General features: G+C 30.7%; 22 protein-coding genes and 1 pseudogene. 6 read left to right on the forward strand and 17 right to left on the reverse strand.

The window, feature by feature from the left end; translation table 11 throughout:
* Positions 1-57: 57 nt before the first annotated feature.
* A complete protein-coding gene (locus tag AAG068_RS14015) occupies positions 58-1,434 on the reverse strand; it encodes a sensor histidine kinase (RefSeq protein WP_342714683.1) in 1,377 nt (458 codons plus the stop codon).
* A complete protein-coding gene (locus AAG068_RS14020; RefSeq protein ID WP_000865972.1) occupies positions 1,427-2,074 on the reverse strand; it encodes a response regulator transcription factor in 648 nt (215 codons plus the stop codon). The genes AAG068_RS14015 and AAG068_RS14020 overlap by 8 nt, the downstream gene beginning before the upstream one ends.
* A gap of 121 nt (positions 2,075-2,195) precedes the next feature.
* On the opposite strand from AAG068_RS14020, the gene AAG068_RS14025 reads away from it, so the two are divergent.
* The gene (locus AAG068_RS14025) at positions 2,196-2,612 is read left to right on the forward strand and encodes a hypothetical protein (RefSeq protein WP_342714686.1); all 417 of its coding nucleotides are present in this window, start codon (positions 2,196-2,198) and stop codon (positions 2,610-2,612) included.
* Between the two features lie 131 nt (positions 2,613-2,743).
* On the opposite strand, the gene AAG068_RS14030 is transcribed toward AAG068_RS14025, so the two are convergent.
* The 6 genes and pseudogenes from AAG068_RS14030 to AAG068_RS14055 all read right to left on the reverse strand — a co-directional run bounded on the left by AAG068_RS14030 (position 2,744) and on the right by AAG068_RS14055 (position 9,454).
* Positions 2,744-3,190 (reverse strand): GNAT family N-acetyltransferase, encoded by a 447-nt coding sequence (locus tag AAG068_RS14030; protein ID WP_342714687.1) that lies wholly within the window; start codon positions 3,188-3,190, stop codon positions 2,744-2,746.
* 266 nt (positions 3,191-3,456) lie between these two features.
* On the reverse strand, positions 3,457-4,161 hold the full coding sequence (locus tag AAG068_RS14035) for an alpha/beta hydrolase (protein ID WP_342714688.1): 705 nt from the start codon (positions 4,159-4,161) through the stop codon (positions 3,457-3,459).
* Between the two features lie 283 nt (positions 4,162-4,444).
* A pseudogene (locus tag AAG068_RS14040) lies at positions 4,445-5,825 on the reverse strand (5'-methylthioadenosine/adenosylhomocysteine nucleosidase).
* Positions 5,826-5,842: 17 nt separating this feature from the next.
* Positions 5,843-6,592, reverse strand: coding sequence for a WecB/TagA/CpsF family glycosyltransferase (locus AAG068_RS14045; RefSeq protein WP_342714689.1), 750 nt, complete (start codon positions 6,590-6,592; stop codon positions 5,843-5,845).
* 12 nt (positions 6,593-6,604) lie between these two features.
* A complete protein-coding gene (locus AAG068_RS14050; RefSeq protein WP_342714690.1) occupies positions 6,605-8,188 on the reverse strand; it encodes a M3 family metallopeptidase in 1,584 nt (527 codons plus the stop codon).
* A 120-nt stretch (positions 8,189-8,308) separates the two neighbouring features.
* Positions 8,309-9,454, reverse strand: a complete 1,146-nt coding sequence (locus AAG068_RS14055) for an APC family permease (protein ID WP_342714691.1) — start codon at positions 9,452-9,454, stop codon at positions 8,309-8,311.
* 142 nt (positions 9,455-9,596) lie between these two features.
* Between AAG068_RS14055 and AAG068_RS14060 the strand changes: the two genes are divergently transcribed.
* Positions 9,597-10,031: an Lrp/AsnC family transcriptional regulator gene (locus AAG068_RS14060; protein WP_000343324.1), complete on the forward strand. Its 435-nt coding sequence runs from the start codon at positions 9,597-9,599 to the stop codon at positions 10,029-10,031.
* Positions 10,032-10,119: 88 nt separating this feature from the next.
* Here the strand turns inward: AAG068_RS14060 and AAG068_RS14065 are convergent, their stop codons facing one another.
* The gene (locus AAG068_RS14065; protein WP_342714692.1) at positions 10,120-11,391 is read right to left on the reverse strand and encodes a helix-turn-helix domain-containing protein; all 1,272 of its coding nucleotides are present in this window, start codon (positions 11,389-11,391) and stop codon (positions 10,120-10,122) included.
* A 463-nt stretch (positions 11,392-11,854) separates the two neighbouring features.
* Between AAG068_RS14065 and AAG068_RS14070 the strand changes: the two genes are divergently transcribed.
* The gene (locus AAG068_RS14070) at positions 11,855-12,058 is read left to right on the forward strand and encodes a hypothetical protein (protein ID WP_342714693.1); all 204 of its coding nucleotides are present in this window, start codon (positions 11,855-11,857) and stop codon (positions 12,056-12,058) included.
* Between the two features lie 47 nt (positions 12,059-12,105).
* On the opposite strand, the gene AAG068_RS14075 is transcribed toward AAG068_RS14070, so the two are convergent.
* From AAG068_RS14075 to AAG068_RS14095, 5 genes are all read right to left on the reverse strand, one after another.
* A complete protein-coding gene (locus AAG068_RS14075; RefSeq protein ID WP_342714694.1) occupies positions 12,106-12,966 on the reverse strand; it encodes a DegV family protein in 861 nt (286 codons plus the stop codon).
* Positions 12,967-13,420: 454 nt separating this feature from the next.
* Positions 13,421-13,873 carry a spore coat protein gene (locus tag AAG068_RS14080; RefSeq protein ID WP_342714695.1) on the reverse strand — a complete coding sequence of 151 codons (453 nt, stop codon included), beginning with the start codon at positions 13,871-13,873 and terminating at the stop codon, positions 13,421-13,423.
* Positions 13,874-13,887: 14 nt separating this feature from the next.
* Positions 13,888-14,088, reverse strand: coding sequence for a spore coat protein (locus AAG068_RS14085; RefSeq protein ID WP_342714696.1), 201 nt, complete (start codon positions 14,086-14,088; stop codon positions 13,888-13,890).
* 360 nt (positions 14,089-14,448) lie between these two features.
* Positions 14,449-15,018 carry a spore coat protein gene (locus tag AAG068_RS14090; protein WP_342714697.1) on the reverse strand — a complete coding sequence of 190 codons (570 nt, stop codon included), beginning with the start codon at positions 15,016-15,018 and terminating at the stop codon, positions 14,449-14,451.
* Between the two features lie 106 nt (positions 15,019-15,124).
* Positions 15,125-15,256, reverse strand: coding sequence for a hypothetical protein (locus AAG068_RS14095; RefSeq protein WP_342714698.1), 132 nt, complete (start codon positions 15,254-15,256; stop codon positions 15,125-15,127).
* A gap of 626 nt (positions 15,257-15,882) precedes the next feature.
* Here AAG068_RS14095 and AAG068_RS14100 point away from each other — a divergent pair.
* Together AAG068_RS14100 and AAG068_RS14105 are read left to right on the forward strand one after the other, a co-directional pair.
* Entirely contained in the window at positions 15,883-16,314 is a 432-nt protein-coding gene (locus AAG068_RS14100; RefSeq protein ID WP_342714699.1) for a GNAT family N-acetyltransferase, read from the forward strand.
* A 234-nt stretch (positions 16,315-16,548) separates the two neighbouring features.
* Positions 16,549-16,722 (forward strand): hypothetical protein, encoded by a 174-nt coding sequence (locus AAG068_RS14105; protein WP_000568076.1) that lies wholly within the window; start codon positions 16,549-16,551, stop codon positions 16,720-16,722.
* A gap of 119 nt (positions 16,723-16,841) precedes the next feature.
* Here the strand turns inward: AAG068_RS14105 and AAG068_RS14110 are convergent, their stop codons facing one another.
* Together AAG068_RS14110 and AAG068_RS14115 are read right to left on the reverse strand one after the other, a co-directional pair.
* Positions 16,842-17,612 carry a GNAT family N-acetyltransferase gene (locus tag AAG068_RS14110; protein WP_342714700.1) on the reverse strand — a complete coding sequence of 257 codons (771 nt, stop codon included), beginning with the start codon at positions 17,610-17,612 and terminating at the stop codon, positions 16,842-16,844.
* Between the two features lie 263 nt (positions 17,613-17,875).
* Positions 17,876-18,655, reverse strand: coding sequence for a BC_2878 family exosporium-associated protein (locus AAG068_RS14115; protein WP_342714701.1), 780 nt, complete (start codon positions 18,653-18,655; stop codon positions 17,876-17,878).
* 224 nt (positions 18,656-18,879) lie between these two features.
* On the opposite strand from AAG068_RS14115, the gene AAG068_RS14120 reads away from it, so the two are divergent.
* On the forward strand, positions 18,880-19,200 hold the full coding sequence (locus tag AAG068_RS14120) for a hypothetical protein (RefSeq protein ID WP_001062733.1): 321 nt from the start codon (positions 18,880-18,882) through the stop codon (positions 19,198-19,200).
* 55 nt (positions 19,201-19,255) lie between these two features.
* Here the strand turns inward: AAG068_RS14120 and AAG068_RS14125 are convergent, their stop codons facing one another.
* Entirely contained in the window at positions 19,256-20,791 is a 1,536-nt protein-coding gene (locus AAG068_RS14125) for an MDR family MFS transporter (protein WP_342714702.1), read from the reverse strand.
* Positions 20,792-20,794 lie beyond the last annotated feature (3 nt).

Consider the following 20,794-nt stretch of genomic DNA (forward strand, 5'->3'; position numbering starts at 1 on the left):
CATATATCAATAAAAAAACATCGCCTATTAATAGACGATGCTTCTACTAGTATTGAATTAGTCATTCTTCATATGAATATAAAATTGTATCTCTCCCTCTATAGTAGAAACTCCATAGTCAAAACCATGTCTTTCTAAAATACTTTTCACGATCGCTAAACCTAGTCCTGTACCGGAATGGTCTTTACTACGAGAAGATTCTAGGACGTAAAAAGGTTCCCAAATTTTATCGATATCTTTCATCTGTTCCGCATTCATACCATTTTGAATTTGAAAATATACACTTTCATTTCGTACTTCTAAAGTAATTTTTATATGTTGATTTGCTGTATATTTTATCGCATTTGATATTAAATTTTGAAACACCATTCTCATTTTATTTATATCTGCATAAATAATTGCATCGCCAACATTATAGTTCACATGCAAATCAATTTCTTTCGATTCCAGTTCAATCTTATGCTTATCTAATATACTTTGGACTAGTGATTTAATAGAGAATTCTTCTTTTTGTAACACATCTCTTTCTAGTTTAGAAAATCGTAATAACTCTTCAATTAGGTTTGATATGTGATCCGATTGTTTAATGATTGTATCTATGTATGTACCATCATCTAGACCATCTTTTATGCCCATAGAATATGCTTTCACTAACGCGATTGGAGTTTTTAATTCATGGGTCACATCACCCATAAATCGTTTTAAATGTTCGTTTCGATCTGTTAAATCTTGATGCGCTTCATGTAGTTTTTCACTCATGATATTAATACTAGTAGCTAAGTCTCCTATTTCATCATTCGTTTTCACTTTTGTCTTTTTAAACTGTAAACGTGAAATATCTTCTGCGACATCACTTAATTCTTTCAGCGGTGTCGTAATTGTTTTTGACAATATCCATACAAGTACAATAATGAGAAAAATCGTAATACCTAAAATGAATAAATAAAATGAGTTTAACGTTTTTATTATTTCATTCGAATGTGCGATAGAAACTCCTACTAAAATCAACATATCATCTTTCGCCATGTATTTCACAAAAAAGCTAGATTTGATTTTCTCTTGATCATATATTTTATTCGAATGTCCGAAGTTCTTTACTTTCATTATTTCTTCTTTTGTAATCCAAATTTTATTAAGGGCAACTCTCTTTTTTGTAAGTTGCATACGTAACTCATCATTAATATGATCTTCTGAGTCTTTTATGGATGTATACGCAATCGTAACATTCCCCTCATTTTCAATGCTCGTAATTGCTTCATCCAATTGTTCTCTCGGTATGGACTGAATTTGCGCTGTAATACCTTCTAAGCTTTCTCGTGTTTTGTAAATATTATATTTCGGTAAAAGATAGTTAATTAATAATAAAGAGATCGTAAATATAAGAATAACGGTTAAAGATATACTAAGAAATAGCTTTTTTCCAAGTTTATTCACTCTGTTCCTCCAAACTATATCCTAGCCCGCGGTGCGTCTTTATAATATTTTCTCCAACTTTTTTTCGTAATCTCCTTACATGTGTATCAACAGTTCGCTCTTCTCCAAAATAGTCAAATCCCCATACGATATCTAACAATTTTTTACGAGTTAAAATCATCCCTTTATGATTTAAAAAACATTTTATTAATTCTAGCTCTGTTTTTGTAATATCTAATTCTTTGTCATTTTTATAAACTTTATTTTTCGTAAAATCAATTTTCAAATCTTGAACTTGAATGACATCATCGTGCTGTATTAGCTTTTTCGCTCGAGTAATGAGTACACCTGGATGAAATGGTTTTTTTACGTACTCATCTGCCCCGCTTTGAAGAGCTGCTAATTCATCTTCGCTTTCACTTTTCGCCGTGAGCATTAATACTTTTACGCTTGAGTTTTTCTTTATTTCCTGACAAACAGTAATACCGCTATGTTTCGGCATCATCCAATCTAAAATAGCTAAATCAATTTTTTCATCATAAAATATTTGAAGTGCTTCTTCTCCATCTTTCGCTAAGAAAACTTCGAAGCCTTCTTTCTCAAAATAAGCTTTTAAAATCCTTAGCATATCTTGTTCATCATCTGCGATTAATACTTTCATACATTATCCTCCATTGCTTTTAAACAAAAATCAATTGTATCATACAACTTCTTTGTTACATGTATGTGACAGAAAAATATTTGAACCATTTAAGGGTATAGTAAAAACGAGGTGTTGTACTATGATGAAAAAAATCGGGATCATTACTCTTCTTTTCTTCTTATTATCAACAAATGCGTTCGCAAATACAAATCAACAAATTGAAGTATTTGATTGTCAAAAAGAAATGGTCGTTCAAAAACAATCTTTAGATCCAGCTATTCAAAAAGAAGCTATTCAATATGCTAAATCGATTACTGGCCCATTCAAAAACTTAAACGTCGTTCCAAAAGATGGTCACATGATAAAAATCCCTTTATCTAAACCAGTTTCTATTACAAATCAATGGTTACATACAACAATTGATGAAGTACTTATTCTCCTTCCACTAAATGAAAAACCTTATATTATGCTTTACGATGATGAAAATAATCCGCATTTTTATTTTGTAAAAGGTGATCCGAAGGGACTATTGAAGCAAATGAATGTAAAAACATAATTGATTAGAAAAAAGAGATCTCATAAGCTTATTTTTAGAAGCTGAGGTCTCTTTTTTCTACTACTATTCCGGTAATTTTTTTACAAATATAAGAACTCAAAACTAACAAAATATTATTTTGACAGCCTTTTCTACAATATTTTATAGTGACTAGATCCTTTATATACTTCTCTCTTCACAAATCCATTTGCAGTATAAAATACATCACCTTGTTTCGTATCTGTATGTAAAACCACCACTTTAAAATACTTTTCTGCATGAGATAATAATTGGTTTAATAACAACTTCCCTAGCCCTATACGACGATAGTCCTTTGCAATATAAAATCGCCTTAATCGGCCAATCTTATTATTTTCTGTATACGGATCCTCATTTAGCCCTCCTATTCCAATTAACCTTTCCTCTTGAAAAATACCATATAAACATTCTCCAGTTTTATTAAATGTGTTTATTTTATTTTCATAATCACTTATTAGTTTTATTAGGAAATTAAATCCTTCATCTTTGCTTTCCTGAACAAGATAATCGGATTCGTATATCATTAAATCTTCAATTTGTTGAATATGTATATCTTTCAAGTAAATCCTCCTTATTATGAAAATACATAAAAATGCTCTAGAATCATTTATTCTGAGCATTTTTATGATTGTTATCTTATTCAATTCGTAGTATGTGTATTCTTCACTTCAATTTTAAATCGATAATATAGTTGTTTAAGTCTTATTGAACTAAAGCAGCTGTTTGCTTAAATGAATAGATTTACATTTATAATGTCTCTCAAATATAATATCAGTTTATAAATTCACCATTCTACTCTAACATGTTCAAGTTTAGTTATAATTTGTTAATCTATAAGCTTTTGTAACCACTGTTCAAATATCTTTAACTGTTCTTCAGTATGAAAATAATGTTCACCTGTCTCCATGACTTCTAATGCACAACGATGTTTTTTTGTAAAATCGTTAATAATTTCAAATTCACACAATTCATCCTTAGCTCCGTACATAATATATGTATCTATATTCCATGTATTAATAGGATGTTCTTTTACATAGCATAAATAATCCCAATATAACTTTTGACCAATAGGTGTCTCTATAGTCATTTCTTTTTGCAAAAATTCTGGTGTTACATTAAACCATTTCATCATATTTTCGATAATTCGTTCCATATTAACTACTGGTGATAAAAATAATGCCTTTTCTATCACATCATTTTGATAGGCTAAAAGGCTAAAATAAGCTCCGATACTACATGCAAACACACTTACTTGTTTCCAATGTTCTTTTGCGTAATTCATAATTATAGATAATTCACTAACACAAACCTGTACTTTGCAAGCAGTATTATCATTTGTTCTTTCTCCATGCTCAGGTAAATCAAAACTTAATACTTGATAACCTTTTTGATTAGCTTCTTCAGCTAATTTTTGAATAACTACATCTTCCTTATTTGACATATTTCCATGTACTGCAATAAAAACTTTTTCACTTTTATCTCCCCATAAAACCGCAGGAATATTACTAATTTTAAAATTATTTTTAATCATATTCCCTCCATAGAATAAGTCATATAGTACTTGGCAAAAAACGCACACACTTTATAATCCAAATCAAACCATTACTAATCCATCACAAATGAATACCACTATCTCTCTACCTCTGTATAACAGAGTCTACTTTGTATTTAACATCTTTCTTTTTCCATTTCTTCAGAAGCCACAAGTACTTATTTTAATTCCCCACTAAGCAATTTACTCCGTTAATGGAAGAAAGATTTTTAAACGACTTTATTATTTTTAGAATGATTATATTGTAATTTAAACAACTTTATTATCTCTGTATAGCAGGTAATATCCCCTTCAACTCCAGTAAATCATCTATTACTATATCCGCCTGAGCAAGCTCATCTTCTTGTGCAAAATCAAAATTACATCCAATCGCAATCAAGCCATTATCTTTAGCTGCGCTTATATCAGATAAACGATCCCCGACTACAGCTGCTTCTTTTATATCATATTTGTTCAAAATACTTTTTACTAAGTCGCTTTTATTAAGTGAGTTTATTTGTTCAATACTAAACGTTTCAGTAACCCATTGGTCTAAAGCATAATAAGATACGATTGCTCGTAAATATTCAGTTAAACCATTACTTGCAATATATATTGAGCAATTATTTTCTTTTATATATGTAAAAATCTCTTTTACATTCGGATATAAAGCACCTTTTCCACTCTTAATGTTTTCAATTAATCTTTCTAAAAAATATGCATCTGTTTGTTCTCTTACTTCAAGAGAATGATTCGGTAGTAACGCTTCCCAAACTTTCGGTAACGGCACGCCCATAATTTCACGGTACTTATCAATAGGTGTTACCGTATCCCATAATTGTAATGAACGTAAATGATCAAAAGTATCATCTAACGATAATTCTAAAATTTTATCTGTTTGAAATAACGTTCCGTCCATATCAAAAATTAATGCTTGTAACATTTCATTCTCTCCTTTTGAATTATAATACAGTTTTACTTGATATATTTTTAAGCATCTCAACGATAATTTCTGAACAATAGTTTGCGGCCGTTTTCGCGAAGTCATCATAAGAAATTTGTGCTTCATCGTCTGCACTGTCAGAAATACATCGTATTACGAGAAACGGTACTTCATTTATGTAGGCAACATGTCCAATTGCTGCACCTTCCATTTCTGTACAATGCGGTGCATATTCGTCTATTAATTTCGCTTTTAGTTTTGAATCTTCAACAAAACATTCACCGCTTACAATTCTTCCTTCATGAACCTCAATATGTAAACTACTACTATTGCATGCAATACGTGCTAACTCTACTAATTCCTTGCTTGCGATAAATTCTTCTTGGAACGGGAATAAGTTTTTCATTTGAGTTTTACTTACATCATGATGAGTAACATTCGCTGAAATAACGATATCACCAACTTTTACATCCGGATGTAGCCCGCCAGCAACCCCCGTATTGATGATAGCATCTACATCAAATTTATGAATTAATGTTTGCGTACATGCGGCTGCATTTACTTTTCCTACGCCACACCTTGTAACAATTACTTCAGTTCCCATGAATTCTCCAACGTAAAAAGGCATTCCCGCAATTATTTGTTCTTCTTGTACAACTAATTTTTCTAAAAGTAAGTCTATTTCAATTTGCATTGCTCCGATAATTCCGATTCTGTTCATGAATGTACTCTCCTTTATTAATTACTCCCTTTAATTCTTTCAGACATAACCGACAATAAAAATTTCGGAAGTACAAGTTGTCTCTTTAATCTTTTTGGCTGTGAGAGTAATCTATATAACCATTCAGTTCCTGTATCCCTCATAATTTTCGGTGCTCTTTTTACAGTACCAGATAATATATCAATCATACCTCCGATACCTATAGATAGCGGAATGTTTAATGTTTGTAGGTTTTCATAGATGAATTCTTCTTGTTTGGGTGAGCCTAGTCCTACTAACAGTAAGTCCGGCTTGAATTGCTTAATTTTCATTTTTATTTCTTCTATTTCTTCGCCATTTACAAATCCATGCTGTCCTTTAAACTGTGCTCCTGGGAACTGCTCATTTAATTTTTCTATTGCCTTTTTATTACTTTCTGGAGCAGCTCCAAAAAGAAAGACATGATATCCATTTTCATTACAATGCTTTATTAATTCGTGAGTGATATCTGCCCCAGTAACACGTTCTTTCAAAGTTCCCTTTAACATTTTTGAGCCAATTATGACGCCAATCCCATCTGCTGTTATTAAATCTGCAGAAAGTAATATCTTTTTAAATTGTTTTGATTTAGCCGTGTTTTCCTTTGCAGACATAACAATTTCAGGATTTGCAGTTACTACAAATCTTGGTTTTTCTTGTTTTTCATGTAGCCAACCTTTTAATAAACTTATAGCTTTTGCATATTCTAAAGTTGAAAAAGGTATTCCCTTTATAAGTTGGTGATCCACTATACTCTCCCCTTATATAAGCCTCAAATATTCATCAATATCTATAGAAATTTGTTTAAAAGCTTTATCCCAAAATTCATATCTTGTTATATCTATTTCAAAATGTTTTGTCATAAGCTCTTTCACTGGAGCCTTTCCAGTTTCTCGTAAAAACTCTTTATATTTCAAGTGAAAAGTACTTTTACTTTCTTTAGCTATTTCTAATAAACTAAAACTAACTAAATATCCAAATGTGTATGGATAATTATAAAAAGGAACATCTGCTATATAAAACTGAACATATTTCATCCAAACAAACGGCTGATATTCTGATAATGAATTCCCGTATGCTTTTTCTTGCGCTGCTATAGATAATTTCTCTATTTGATCAGCACTTAAAGGACTATCTTTACATTTTTCATAAAAGTTCTTCTCAAATTCGAACGATGCTCGAATTGCCATTACATAATTAAAACAGTTTCTTATTTTCCAGCTAAGCAATGACTTTTTCATATCTATACTATCTGTTGTTTGAATTAGATAATTTATAAGCACGGTTTCAAAGAAAATAGACGCTGATTCAGCCGTACTCATTGGCAAATAATCATCTAAAAAAGAAGAGGATTGTTCAAAACTCATATTATAAAAATGCCAAGCATGTCCTATTTCGTGGGCAAGTACTCTTACACTATCGATACTTCCGTCATAACGCATAGAGATTCGTGATTCTTTCTCACTGAAAAAAGGTGCACAAAATCCACCTGGTGGTTTATTCTCTCTCGGTTCCGCATCTACCCAACCACTTTCTATCGCATTACGTGCAAATTCTGCTAATTCTTCATCTATATTTTTTAATGCATCGTATATGTTTTGTACTGCTACTGAAAAAGGAATACTAACCTCATTATCTTCCTTTACTGTCATAAGTTCATGCCATGTTATCGAAGCTTTTCCTTTTTTATACACGTTTAAAGCACTTACTAATTTATCTAGGTTTTCTTCTGTCTCATTCCACATTTGCAATAATACAGTTTCAGAAATGCCATTCGCATGAAGAGAACCTGTTAAAATCTCACTTTCTTCTATTTCATTACTCTTCGTATTACGCAATCTTCCTATTTGATTTAATACAGTAGCAAAAATTTCTTTTTCCTTATGTAAAGCAAACGTTAATGACTCAAATACTTCTAGTCTTTCCTTTTCATTATCACTATTCATTGCAATATGATTTGCTTGTCCAAATGATAATTGCTTATTATTGTGCTCTATTTCTATCCTATCCCTTAATTGTATATACATATTTTCCCAAGCATTAAGTTCATCTTTTATTAGCCTAGTATTATCGGTAATCTCCACTTCACTTTGTTGTATTACTTGCTGCACTTCACTTTTTAATTCCTTTACTTTCACAGTCAATCTAGTAATATCCGATGCAATACTTTTTTCAGCCGATCGACAGTACAAATAGTATTCTGCTTTTTCAATAGCTTGTATGAGTTTTGACAGGATTTCTACATCCTTTTTCACCATATATTGTTCTTTTAACTCTAATATTGGAAATATAATATCCGTATTCGAATACAATCGATCCAAATCCCACTTAGAAATTTCATACATTTTTATAGCCGCCTCCTATTTTTACAAATAGTTACAGATATTTCTCCCTACACAATTATATATGAAACAAGAAAAATTTAATATCTTTAAATATTTAGATTTCTATAACCTCATTCTTATTTATCTTCTGTTACTAAACCGCAAATAGCATAAACATATGAATGATACCGCCAATGGAATAAGTATTACTCCCCCTATAAAGGGATAAACCACTATACAACTTGTAAAAGCTACTATAGAAAAACCTTTTCCTAACTTATTTTTTATTAATTTCATTCCGGCCGCAGTACCAATTATATATGTAATAATTCCTAATGAGTTTGGTATTAATACGATGTTATCTATACTAATTTGAAAAACGAAACTTATTAGCAGACCAATTATTGCAATACAACCTACAACTTTTATTGCATTTGTTGGTGTTTCTCTTTTTATATTAATATGTGCTAAATAACGTGGCGCAACTTCTTCCTGCCCTAATGAATAACCTAAGCGTCCCATACTTGCAATAAATGCATTTGTCGTCCCTAAACAAATGATAAAAGCTACAAATCCAATTATCCATGCAAATTGGTCGCCTAATGTTTGCTTGATTACAAGCACTAATGCTGTAGTATTATCAGCGTTTATATGATAGGACTTCGTTCCAATTACTGATAATGCAATACCAATATATAAAATTCCAATAATAACAATCGCAAATCCTGTAGAAAAAATAATATTCCTTTTTCTAGGTGTTTTAAATTCTGGAGCTAAACTTGCAATAGCTTCCCACCCGAAAAATGACCAAAAAATTAATAATGATGCATTTAAAATTGGGTTTATTTCATGCATATAAATATGTATATTTATATTTTTCATTTCAATATAAGGTAGCGAACTAATAATAGTTACGATTAAAATAAAAAAAGTTAATATACCAATACATACTTGAAACAAACCACTCATTTTTAAACCGTATAAATTGAAACCAATTGAAATACTTAAAATAAGTAGCGCTATAACGTACGTAAAATATGATGATAAAGCAAACACTTTCACTATATACATGCCACCAGCACTTGGATATTCAATTGATAAAAAAGCAAATGTGAATGCAAGTGGAATACTAAGTGAAATCATAACAAGCCACGAAACAATTGCATTCCCTTCTGCTACACTTGCTGTCATACCAGGTAATATAAGAATTCCTGATCCTAAAACCGCTCCGACGTATAAAGCTGTCCCTTTTTTAATAGAAATTGTTTCATTAAAATGATTAGACATTACATACACCTCCATTTATATTTTAATTATAGAAACTTATCAGTCTATTCAATATACAAAAGTGTATGTAATTTAATATAAGATTTTATATTATGTATTTATTTCAGAAATTTACTTTCAATTTTGTAAAGGAGCATACTTCATGGATGAAATCGATAAGAAAATAACCCTTTTATTACAAGAGGATGCCAGAATGACAATTACAGAAATGACTGATCACTTGCACCTCAGTCGCCCTAGTGTCACAGAAAGACTAAAAAGGTTACAAGATGCAGGAATAATTGAAAAGTATACAGCTCGAATATCACTTGATATAATTGGAAAATCAATTCAAGCATTTTTAAGAATCGAAAACTTAAAGATTCCATGCAAAAAATTTGAGGAGAAAATATACGAAGAACAAAGGATTCTTGAATGCCACCGAGTAACAGGTGAAAGTAGCTATTACTTAAAAGTGGCAGTTCACTCCATGAAGGAATTAGAGGAATTGATTGATATTGTTATACCATTTGGAACAGTTAAAACTTCTATGATTTTATCTTCACCAATACCATATCGACCAGTAATTATAGAATAGCAATAAAAAAGGTTATCCCAAAAGTATAAAATATCCTACTCTTTTGGATAACCCTTTACAATTCATAAGAATTTTTTGGTAAAATTCATTATAAATCCATTTTATTTTCAGCTGATATTTTAAAATACTTCGCAGATAATTTATAAGAACGATTTTCATTATAAAAATTACCTAATTCATATGATAATTCAGCAACTAAGCGATATTGCTTTTTTTCTACCCCTACTTCAACTGCTTTTTGCATATTTTTCTCATATTCAAAATAATCGCCACGTATTTTGAATACTTTAGCTTTCAAACCATATAGTTGGACATGTGCAACTGGTACATCATAAATCGATAAAAAATGAAATGCTTCATTCATAACTTTATTAACATTTTTCCAATCTTTAAGTTCTATGTAAATCTCCAACATGTTTCGTAACGCATATACTTTTTGATCTTTCTCTGATAAAAATTCACTTAATTCCAAAGTTTTTTCGTAGTATTTAATAGCATTCGTATAGTCTTTCAAACCTTGATAAATTTTCCCGTAATCATAAGAAATTACAGGTAAATACTTTGAATCACCATTAATAGCTAAACTATTTTCTACTTGCTGTAAAATTTCAAGTGCCCTTTCATATAACTCATCTATAATATACAGTACTGCAAGCATTAAAAGTGTATTTACTACATTTTTCTGCATACCATTTTTTCTGTATATATTGTAAGCTTTTAAGGCATACAAACGACTAATACTTTTATCTTTATAAAGTTCCTTATATACATGACATAAATTATAGTATATATGACCGTGTTCTTCAGTTTCTTCTGCACCAAGTAAACTCTCAGCCTGTACATAAATATCATGAGCAGCACTGTAGTCTTGTTTATTATAAAAATATAAACCTCGAGCTTTTAAATAATAAATATAATCTTCAAGATCTTGCGTTTCGACCTGACTTGGTATCATTAGCGAAGCTTGATCTATAAGCGACTTCACGTATAACATATTTTTTTGCCGGGCATGATAGTATATCAGTACACCATATCCCTTTAGTAATAAAGGAATTGAATCCACTTCACGAACATATAATTCTAACAAAGATAAGTCAGCTTCTGTAATACTTTTATCTTTTTTATATTTATTACATATTTTAAAAATAGTAATCTTTATTTCCTCATAATTTCCATTTATAAGATAATAGCTATCTACATCTAACTTCTTAGAAACTTTTTTTATAAAAGAAGATGACGGTTTTATTTTTCCACTTTCTATTCTACTTAAATATGTTATTGAACATATTTCTGATACGAGCTCCCTCTGTGATAACCCTTTATGCATTCGAACATGGCGAATACGTTCCCCTATTTCCATCTTTCTACTCTCCTTGTTTAATCATTTCATACTTTTTACTAAATAAGCATTATGTATCGCTTAATCTTTCATAACTAAATAAAATGTACAATTTCACAAATGTAAAAAAATGTATCAACCATTTTAATTTTACATTCATACTATGATTATTTCTAGATACCTTGTTAAATTTAATGGTTAAAAATTTGTTTTTTTGTTCATTTTTTTCATACAATTTTACTACTTGTTATTAACAAAGACAGAGTCATATACTTGAATTACGATAAACTTAATGAAAAGGATTTAACTACATGTAAACTATTATTATTCATTTAAATAGTTATAGTTCATTACATTTATCTAGTAGATAGAAGCTATCTATTGTAAACAAAAAAATCAAATAAACTTAATAGATGGATTATTAATATCAAATCCTAGAAATTAGTTTGTCGAATTATTTAATAAAAAAGAAAGGATGATACACATGTTTGTAAGACTTAAAGATGAATCTTCACGAAAAATAGTAAGATATGTTGGAGGCGCTGCTTTACTTTTAATATTCGCTTCTTTCATTTATCAGTGGAAAAACGACTTAGTAATTGATCAAACTGAACGATTCGGCTTTGGACTAGCGATTATCACTTTCCTATCTACCTTCTTACCTTTTAAAGAGAAAGCTAGTAAATAATTACATATAAATTAGATTAAAAAAGGATTGATCAAAAGATCAATCCTTTACTCTACTTCATTTAAGAAAAATAACGTTATAACGCCAGGTCCTGTATGTGCTCCGATTGCTGCACCAATTGTATTTACGATAAATACTTCACAGCCAAATCTTTCTGTAATTAATGCTTTTAATGCTTCAGCCGTTTCTAAATCGTCACCATGGGTCATACCAATCATTTGACCTTTAAGCTCTTTTCCGCGTTCTTCCATAATATCAACAATACGGCTTAATACTTTCTTTTTCCCTCGTACTTTTTCAAGTGGTACAAGTTTTCCTTCTTCCACGTTTAAGATTGGCTTAATGTTTAGTAAACCACCGATAAAACCTGCTACTTTACTTAAGCGCCCACCTCTCACAAGGTACTGTAAGTCAGCTACAGTGAAGATATGTTCCATATGGTTCATTAGAAAATCAACACGTTTTAAGATATCTTCTTTTGATGCACCGTCTTTTGCCATTTTAGCAGCTTCTAATACGACAAGCCCTTGACCAAGCGAAGCACATTTCGTATCAATAATTTCTAAATCTAAGTTAGCATATGTTTCTTTTACTTCCTCTTTAATGAGAACTGATGATTGATATGTACCAGACAGTTCAGATGAAAAAGCTAAATATATACAAGGATTACCTTCTTTTGCATAAGAAACAAATTTTTCTTGGAAAGTTTCAAGGGAAGGCAATGACGTTCTATAAACAGCGCCTTCTCTCATTTTTTGCAATAATGTAACTGACTCTAATGTTACTCCATCTAAATACTCTGTTTCTGCTTCATCATATACACGGAGTGGAATTAAATCAATATCATATGCTTGCAGCAATTCTACTGGTAAATCCGCCGCACTATCCGTAATGATTTTAACACCCATTTTTAAACCTCTATTCTGTTATAAATATAAAATAATAAAATAAAAATAGTACTTTTAAATTATATACGTAAAACTTAAATGAAGAAAGGAAAACACTTTATATTGTATGCACTATTCTTCAAAACTTGAACTGTTAATACAAATGATTCTATTTTAAACACCTTTTTCTTATTATTTTTCTAAAACACGAATAATTTTATAAGTATTTTGTATCATTATATTTTAATTCTTTATCTTAATATAATCTTTTCAAATTCATACTGTTTAAAATTTAAAAGCCAAATCCAATAAAGGAAATGGCTTTTAAATTTTCATAAAATCACATTGCTCTCATTATTATTTTGGCGATGTTAAATATTAGTCCAGTTATGATTAATATTTATAGCCTGTACTATAATTAAAACAGTAAATATTCACCTGTAAGAATCACTAGATAAAAAACAAGTTAAACATTTTATAAAATATTTAATTTTACTAGTAAAGCTAATAAAATTTGGAGAAGAATTTGAACATTTACTGCAATGTCTGTATCCGTAGTCGTAACTGAAACATTTCTAGAATTTCTAATAACAGTTTCTTGTTTATTAATTTGTTTAATAGATGATTTTTGAAACAATTCTTGTGCTACACGGTCAGCTTTTTCACTATCTGCTATAGAAATACTTATTATCACCACGATAGCAGCTTGTAGTGCTGCTTGAATAGATAATGCAGCTTTTGTATCTGTAGTAGTAACTTCTACATCTGCTGAATCAACTATTGTAATTGATTCTTCAGAAATTTGGTAAGTTTTACTTTCTTGCGCAGCTGCTTCTGAAACGCTAGCATTTTTAAAAGACGGATGAGGATTTGAGGAATCTAATGCACTCCACTTTTTATTTTCATCTGAATGACATGTTTTATCCATACGTTCACCCCCTTTCAATCTAAATAATTATTAACTTGTGATTGTATTTCAGAAACAATACTTTTAATTTGCTGCTTTTTTTCTGGCGATAAATTTTTTAGTCTTTCTTCATTTATCCCATGCCTATTAAAAATATCTGAGAGTAAAAGGTCTATGATTATATTTTTTTTATCCTTATCAAACTTAAAGGAAGAAGATTTGTTTAAATCATCCATTTACAATATTCACTCCAATCAATTTTTTATAAAAATTCCAAGTAACTACCAGCATTATATGTGATTTAATAAAAATTGCTTGGACAAGTAACTTAATCTTTTATTTTCACTTCTTTTTACTAATAAAATTAAAGAGCTGGCTTCTAAAAAGAAGACAGCTTCACTTCACATAAATATAATTTTCAATTACTATTAAATAATGTATTTAACCTTTACTATTTTGTAGTTTTCCACACTTACTTTCCCATTAATCTTAAATATTAATTCAGTTAAAATAAGAAATCCAAGCTTGTACTACATATTACAACAAAACATATTTACTTAGAGTTAACCCCTAAAACTAAATATAAGTTAGACACTTTATAAAATGTTTAGTTTAACTAATAAAGCTAATAAAATTTGAAGGAGAATTTGAATATTCACTGCAATATCTGTATCAGTAGTTGTTACGGTTACGTTTCTGGAATTTTTAATAAATGTTTTTTGTCTATTAATTTGTTTAATAGATGATTTTTGAAATAATTCTTGTGTTATTTTATCTGCCTTTTCACTATCTGCTATAGAAATACTTACTACAACCACAATAGCTGCTTGTAATGCCGCTTGGATAGATAGCGCAGCTTTTGTATCTGTAGTGGTAACTTGTACATCTGCTGAATCAACTATTTCAATATATTCCTCAGAAATTTGATCGATTTCATCTGTTTGTATAGCTTCCTCTAAAAAATTTGCATTTTTACTAAATGAATAAGAATTTATTGATTCACAATCCTCTTTTTTTGATTCACAATCCTCTTTCTTTGGTTCATAATCCTCTTTCTTTGGTTCACAATCCTCTTTTTTTGACTCAGGAACTTGTTTTTTCGGCTCAAACTCCCGGTTTAATGGATCCCGGTTTTTCTTTCTTCTACAAACTTCACATTCACACATAAAATCACCCCTTTTAGTCTTAAAAATTAGCAATATTAAAATATTGACTAACTACTAGCATCTTATGTATTTTTTGAAAATTTGTTTGGACAAGTAACTTAATCTTTTATTTTACTTCTACTTCTTTTTCTAATAAAAGAAAGCTGCCTTCAAATAAGAAGACAGCTTTCTTTGTGACTAATCTAGAATAGATTTCATACAATATAATTGTTCCTTTCTTATAACCTGAGCTCTTCACTTTAGTTATAAAAATGTGAGTATATTCTATAACCTTTTTCAGGAATCATCCATAATTTATTTCAGAAAAAGTGCTTTGTTTTACTGAAAGGCGGTTGTGGAAACAATCGCCTTTTTTTTCGGAACAAAATAAAACTTTTATATAAAGGACCCACAATTAAATACTCTTACCTTCATATAATATATTGCATCCTTTCTTTTTAGAATGGGTAGTCGTTACTGAAGGGCACTTTTCGAAGTGCTCTTATTTTTAAATCCCTTTTCCTTTTTCAGAAGGAGTTTTTCACCAAATCCTAATACGATTTTTATCACTCGGGCTGTTGATTATCATATTTCCTCACTAGTTCCAATAAATATAGTAGCTATTAATTAAAGTAAGCCTATAAACTCTATACGCTTAAACAATAATGCGTTACCGAACACATGAACTACTTTTCTTTTTGACTATGTAACACTATATTCACAAGGTTATCATCTTTTGCTTGGTGAACCCATCATTTCAATCCCAACAAACCCACACCTTCAACTAATAACTTAAACAAATTTGGCTATAACTAGGTTCTTTTGATATAGCATCTTATGTTCTATATAATGGAGATAGAGCTAGTATTCGGAGGGAGGATGTATATGAATATTCAATTGGCCACATCTAATGATCTAGAATGGATTAATAATCAATATGACTCAATAGGATTTGTACGAAGTGATTTAAATCGAGATATGGTGGCAATCATTACATACGACAATGCGTATGCAGGTGTTGGTCGTTTAGTCCAAATAGATGAAGATACTATAGAAATGGGTGGGATACTTATTCTCCCTAAATTTAGAGGTCTACAATTAGCTGGGGAACTTGTTTCGTTTTTAGTAGAAACTGCGAAGAAATTACAAGTACAACATGTATATTGTCTTCCTTTTGAGGAATTAGAAAACTTTTATAAGAAATATGGCTATACTGAGGTCGATACTACGAAAGAAGCGATTCATCCAATTATTCTAAAAAAATATAATTGGTGTTTAGATCACTACGATAAACATGTTTTATTATGTAAGCTGTAATTGCGCCTAAAGAAGGCGTATATAAAAATATAAATTACTATACCACTCACTTTATTTGGTCACTATTAGCTTCTACAATTTATACAATTACTACATACGTTTCCTTTTTCTCCTCATATTACTTTCGTATAAAAGATTATTTTGTTTAAAATTACCTTAAATCGTATTCCAACAAACTAATCAGAAGGCGAATTCCTATATAATACAATTAAGTGATAAAAAGGAGCGTTATTCATGATAGATGTAGTAAGACTCGTTATCTTTATTGTAGTTGCAATTGGTGCCATTTTTAACATTTACTTAGAATTTAAGAAACCTAAAAAAAGTATATTCTCAATCGTTTTTCTATCAGTACTCTTTATCGGAGCCTCAGGTTTAATCAAAGATATTTTATCTAAACTTTTATAGTTATTTGATTAAAAATTACTGTTTCGTCAATAATGTAAATTACATGATTGTATTTCTCCATTCTCCTTTGGAGAGGAGCAGTTAGCTTTTGCTAGCTGCTCTTTTATTTAAAAAAGATTTCATCTATTATCCACAAAATAAGCATCATATGCCTTATCAAAAACATATCCTAGCTTTTCTGCTAGTTTAGCAGATGTAGTATTTGCTGCATCCCAGTTTGGGTATATCTCTTTTTCTAAACAATGCAAGATTAACGCCGCACTAACTATAGTTGCCAACCCTTTTCTTCTATGATTGTGATCAGTCGCCACTTCGATTTCAATCCCATTATCATAAATGCTATATGATGATGCACCGCATACAACTTCTCCTTTATACAAAATACTATACCCTATACCTCGATTTAAATAATCTTCTACTGATTGAAATTGACTGATAAAATCTTCAGAGACCTTATGTAACGTAGGAATATTTACGATATGTTCATCTATTCTTCGTAACTCGTATCCTTTTGGAAGCGCTGATATAAAAGATTGTAATTTTGAACGATTAAAAACTTCCGCATTACGTTTGAATTTATACCGTAAAAACTTATCTATTTTTCTTTCGTAACTTGTTTCTAAACGCTTTTTCCACTCTTCACTGTTTACGATTACTAACATTCTATCAGGAATGTTACGTACTAATTCTTCTGTTTCTTTCGCATTCGAATCTCCAGCGTAAAATGTGAAAATCCCTACCGTAACTTGCGCTACTGTTGGATTTTCAAGATCATTTACCCAGGCAGTACCCATATGTCCTTGTAAATAAGAAAGTAAAACAACGTTATTGAAATCCTCGAACATAGTAACTAATTTTTCTCTCGTATGTATATTCGCTTCATATATCATTTACATTCCTGCTTTCTTTAGAATCAATGCACTTCTATTTTTTTATAAGTCCTTTTATTCTACATATAAGCATACGTCTACTACACTCTATATATTTATAAACTATTCGTAAATATAAAATTATTATAACATCTAGCAATAAGTAAATGACTGTCCTGTAAAAAGGTTTACAGATAATATACTTTGTAATAATTGGCAATCTATAATCTTTTATTATGTAATAACCCTCAACATTAGTTTAAGGGTTATTTTAAATATATATGTTATAACTCATTCTTATTAACAAATGATTCTGTTCCTCCGTTTTTATATATTTTAGTCACTTTAACAACTGATGTGTACGTATTATCGTCATTCGATATCATCTTTTTCATCTCTTCTATCTCAGTATTACCTGCTCCACTCTCGATTTTCAAACAGTTCGAGATGTTGAGGTATCCACTCGATGCGAAAAGAATAATAAACGTAAGGTCAGGGAAATTAATGAACAGTATTCCAAACTTTAAAGAATTCGCAGCCATATCAGATAAAACTAACCGAAAGTTTAATAGTTCAGGCACTTGAACAAAATCTTTAGAAACAATCGCTTCACCTACTATAGTAATTTGCTTTACGATATTTCCCATCTCATCTATAAATTCAGTACAACTAGGTGCATCAATTGTTTTTGCTTGTAGAGATACATTTAATTCTGGATTGTGAAAATCAAAAAAGAGTGTACTTCCCTCTGTTAAACATTGCGGACACACATTTCCAAGTAGACTAAAATCCTCTTCAATAAATTTAACTTTCGTTTTACAACTACAAATTTCCCCTATTCGAATTGCATCAATCCTAGAGCAATTTACAAAGATAACCTCATCTTCCTCTTGTACAAATGATACAATCCCTTTTCCCTCATTAAATGAAAGGAAATAGGATACAACAATTTCATTTCCAGCTATTACGATACTTTCCACTTTAGTAAACGGTTCTAGACTTTGTAAAAATTCACATATGCTTTTTTGACCACATTGACAATTTCGTCTCGACCCACAACCCACTTTCACTCCATCCCTTCCCTGTATGTTTTTATCTAATACATATAATATGAGCGGAATATGAGAAAAGCTTGGACAATATAACTTTAACGGAAGGAATTTACACTAACACTAAGGAATCATACATATTTTTCGCTATAAATACATATAACAATTTCATCTTTCATGAAAAAAACGTTATAATGAAGTGTAGCCTCTACGATTACGTTATAAAGGAGATTAAAACAATGGCTAAAATTAAAGTATACCAAGCAAAAGAAGAAAATATGGAAGCAGTAAAAAACATCATTGATGTTGAGGAACAAAATCCAACTGCTGAAAACTTACAAAATCTATACGCATGTGTATTAGATACTGAAGATATGGCATTGCCTGAATCATACATTGAAGAAGATATCTTAATTGATTCTATTGAAGTTATGGTTAACGCTTCTCAAAGCAAAGTAAGAGACTTAGGTGCTTACGATGTAATCGAAGTTCAAAACAAAGGTAAGAAAACACAAATTTTATTATTAGCAGACGAAGAATACGAAATCATCGAAGGCTAATCTAAATCTGTACATACGAAAAAGCTCCCTTCCAATTGGAAAGGAGCTTTTTTCATTACGCTTTTGATGTTTCATTCTTTTTATTCGTTTGTTGTTTCTTAATTACCATTCGCTCATTTCCCATAAAGAAAATAAATATGAATGCTAAACCAGCTGGTACCAATGCCCACATAAATGTTTGAACAATCGAACTAGAAAGAGCGTCAATAATTTTATCTAATATTTGCGGCGGGATTTGAGATCTTGCCGATTCTGATAGAATAGCTCTTGAATCTCCTAAAGCATTTGTATTCATTCCTCCGCTCATCCCTTTAAACGCTTCTTCTAATTGATCTTGAAAACCTGTTCTTTGAATCATTCCGAAGATTGTAATACCTAGTGTCATACCTAATGAACGAATGAAGTTACTCGTTGAAGTTGCAGACCCTCGCTGTTCCATACCAAAGTTGTGAATTGCTGCCATACTTAGTACAGAGAATGAGAATCCAACTCCAAATCCGATAATAATCATATACACTGTTAATAATGCACGACTTGTTTCTGGCGTTAATGTGCTTAATAAAAATAGTCCAATTAGCATAATAACCGCAGAAATAATCATAATGTTTCGGTAGCTAAGCTTGGTCGTTAAAAATCCGCCTAACTGGGCTGTTACAACTGATCCTAACATCATCGGTAAAAGTAATAGTCCTGAGTTTGTTGCAGTGCCACCGTATACACCTTGAATGAATAACGGTATGTACACAGTTGCTGACATAAACGCAGCACCGTAACATAATGCAATAATAGTACTCATGCCGAATAAACGTTGTTTAAACATTTCAAATGATATGATTGGCTCTTCTACTTTTCGTTCAATACATATAAATGCAATAATTAAAATAGCGAATCCACCAAATAAACTTAAAATAAAACTAGAATCCCAATCATACTTTTGTCCACCTAGTTCGAGTGCAAACATTAAACAAACTACTGCACCAACTAAAGTAATTGCACCAAACCAGTCAATTTTTTGCTTTCTATGAACTCGTGACTCTTTATAAAAGAATGTAATAAAAATAAGTGCTAAAACGCCCAGTGGTAAGTTAATATAAAATACCCAGTGCCAGCTAATATAATCTGTAATATACGCACCAAGTAACGGACCAAAAATACTGGATAAACCAAATACTGCTCCGAATAATCCACCCATTTTCCCACGCTTTTCTGGGGGGAAAATATCAAAAACGATAGTAAACGCGATCGGCACTAATGCCCCGCCGCCAATACCTTGAATGGCACGATAAATACCTAACTGTGTAATATTTTCAGCAGTACCACAAAGTGCCGAACCAATCATAAAGACGATTAAACCGAAAATAAAGAATCTCTTTCTACCATACATATCTGATAGTTTACCGAATATCGGCATACCTGCCATTTCTGCGACCATATAAGCAGAAACGACCCATACAAAGTTTTCAAGGCCTCCTAAGTCACCAACGATCGTTCCCATTGCTGTTACGACAATGGTATTATCCATCGATGCCATTAAAATACCTAGCAATAAGCCCGCCACAACAAAGCCGAGCTTATTATTCTTCTCAACCATAAC

The organism is Bacillus paramycoides (assembly GCF_038971285.1).
GTDB lineage: Bacteria > Bacillota > Bacilli > Bacillales > Bacillaceae_G > Bacillus_A.

Coding starts and splice junctions, on each gene's coding strand:
- AAG068_RS14120 (WP_001062733.1), top strand. CDS start 18,880: ATGGCTAAAATTAAAGTATACCAAGCAAAAGAAGAAAATATGGAAGCA.
- AAG068_RS14110 (WP_342714700.1), bottom strand. CDS start 17,612: ATGATATATGAAGCGAATATACATACGAGAGAAAAATTAGTTACTATG.
- AAG068_RS14055 (WP_342714691.1), bottom strand. CDS start 9,454: ATGTCTAATCATTTTAATGAAACAATTTCTATTAAAAAAGGGACAGCT.
- AAG068_RS14085 (WP_342714696.1), bottom strand. CDS start 14,088: ATGGATGATTTAAACAAATCTTCTTCCTTTAAGTTTGATAAGGATAAA.
- AAG068_RS14070 (WP_342714693.1), top strand. CDS start 11,855: ATGTTTGTAAGACTTAAAGATGAATCTTCACGAAAAATAGTAAGATAT.
- AAG068_RS14050 (WP_342714690.1), bottom strand. CDS start 8,188: ATGTATGAAATTTCTAAGTGGGATTTGGATCGATTGTATTCGAATACG.
- AAG068_RS14060 (WP_000343324.1), top strand. CDS start 9,597: ATGGATGAAATCGATAAGAAAATAACCCTTTTATTACAAGAGGATGCC.
- AAG068_RS14080 (WP_342714695.1), bottom strand. CDS start 13,873: ATGGATAAAACATGTCATTCAGATGAAAATAAAAAGTGGAGTGCATTA.
- AAG068_RS14125 (WP_342714702.1), bottom strand. CDS start 20,791: ATGGTTGAGAAGAATAATAAGCTCGGCTTTGTTGTGGCGGGCTTATTG.
- AAG068_RS14035 (WP_342714688.1), bottom strand. CDS start 4,161: ATGATTAAAAATAATTTTAAAATTAGTAATATTCCTGCGGTTTTATGG.
- AAG068_RS14075 (WP_342714694.1), bottom strand. CDS start 12,966: ATGGGTGTTAAAATCATTACGGATAGTGCGGCGGATTTACCAGTAGAA.
- AAG068_RS14025 (WP_342714686.1), top strand. CDS start 2,196: ATGATGAAAAAAATCGGGATCATTACTCTTCTTTTCTTCTTATTATCA.
- AAG068_RS14090 (WP_342714697.1), bottom strand. CDS start 15,018: ATGTGTGAATGTGAAGTTTGTAGAAGAAAGAAAAACCGGGATCCATTA.
- AAG068_RS14020 (WP_000865972.1), bottom strand. CDS start 2,074: ATGAAAGTATTAATCGCAGATGATGAACAAGATATGCTAAGGATTTTA.
- AAG068_RS14100 (WP_342714699.1), top strand. CDS start 15,883: ATGAATATTCAATTGGCCACATCTAATGATCTAGAATGGATTAATAAT.
- AAG068_RS14065 (WP_342714692.1), bottom strand. CDS start 11,391: ATGGAAATAGGGGAACGTATTCGCCATGTTCGAATGCATAAAGGGTTA.
- AAG068_RS14105 (WP_000568076.1), top strand. CDS start 16,549: ATGATAGATGTAGTAAGACTCGTTATCTTTATTGTAGTTGCAATTGGT.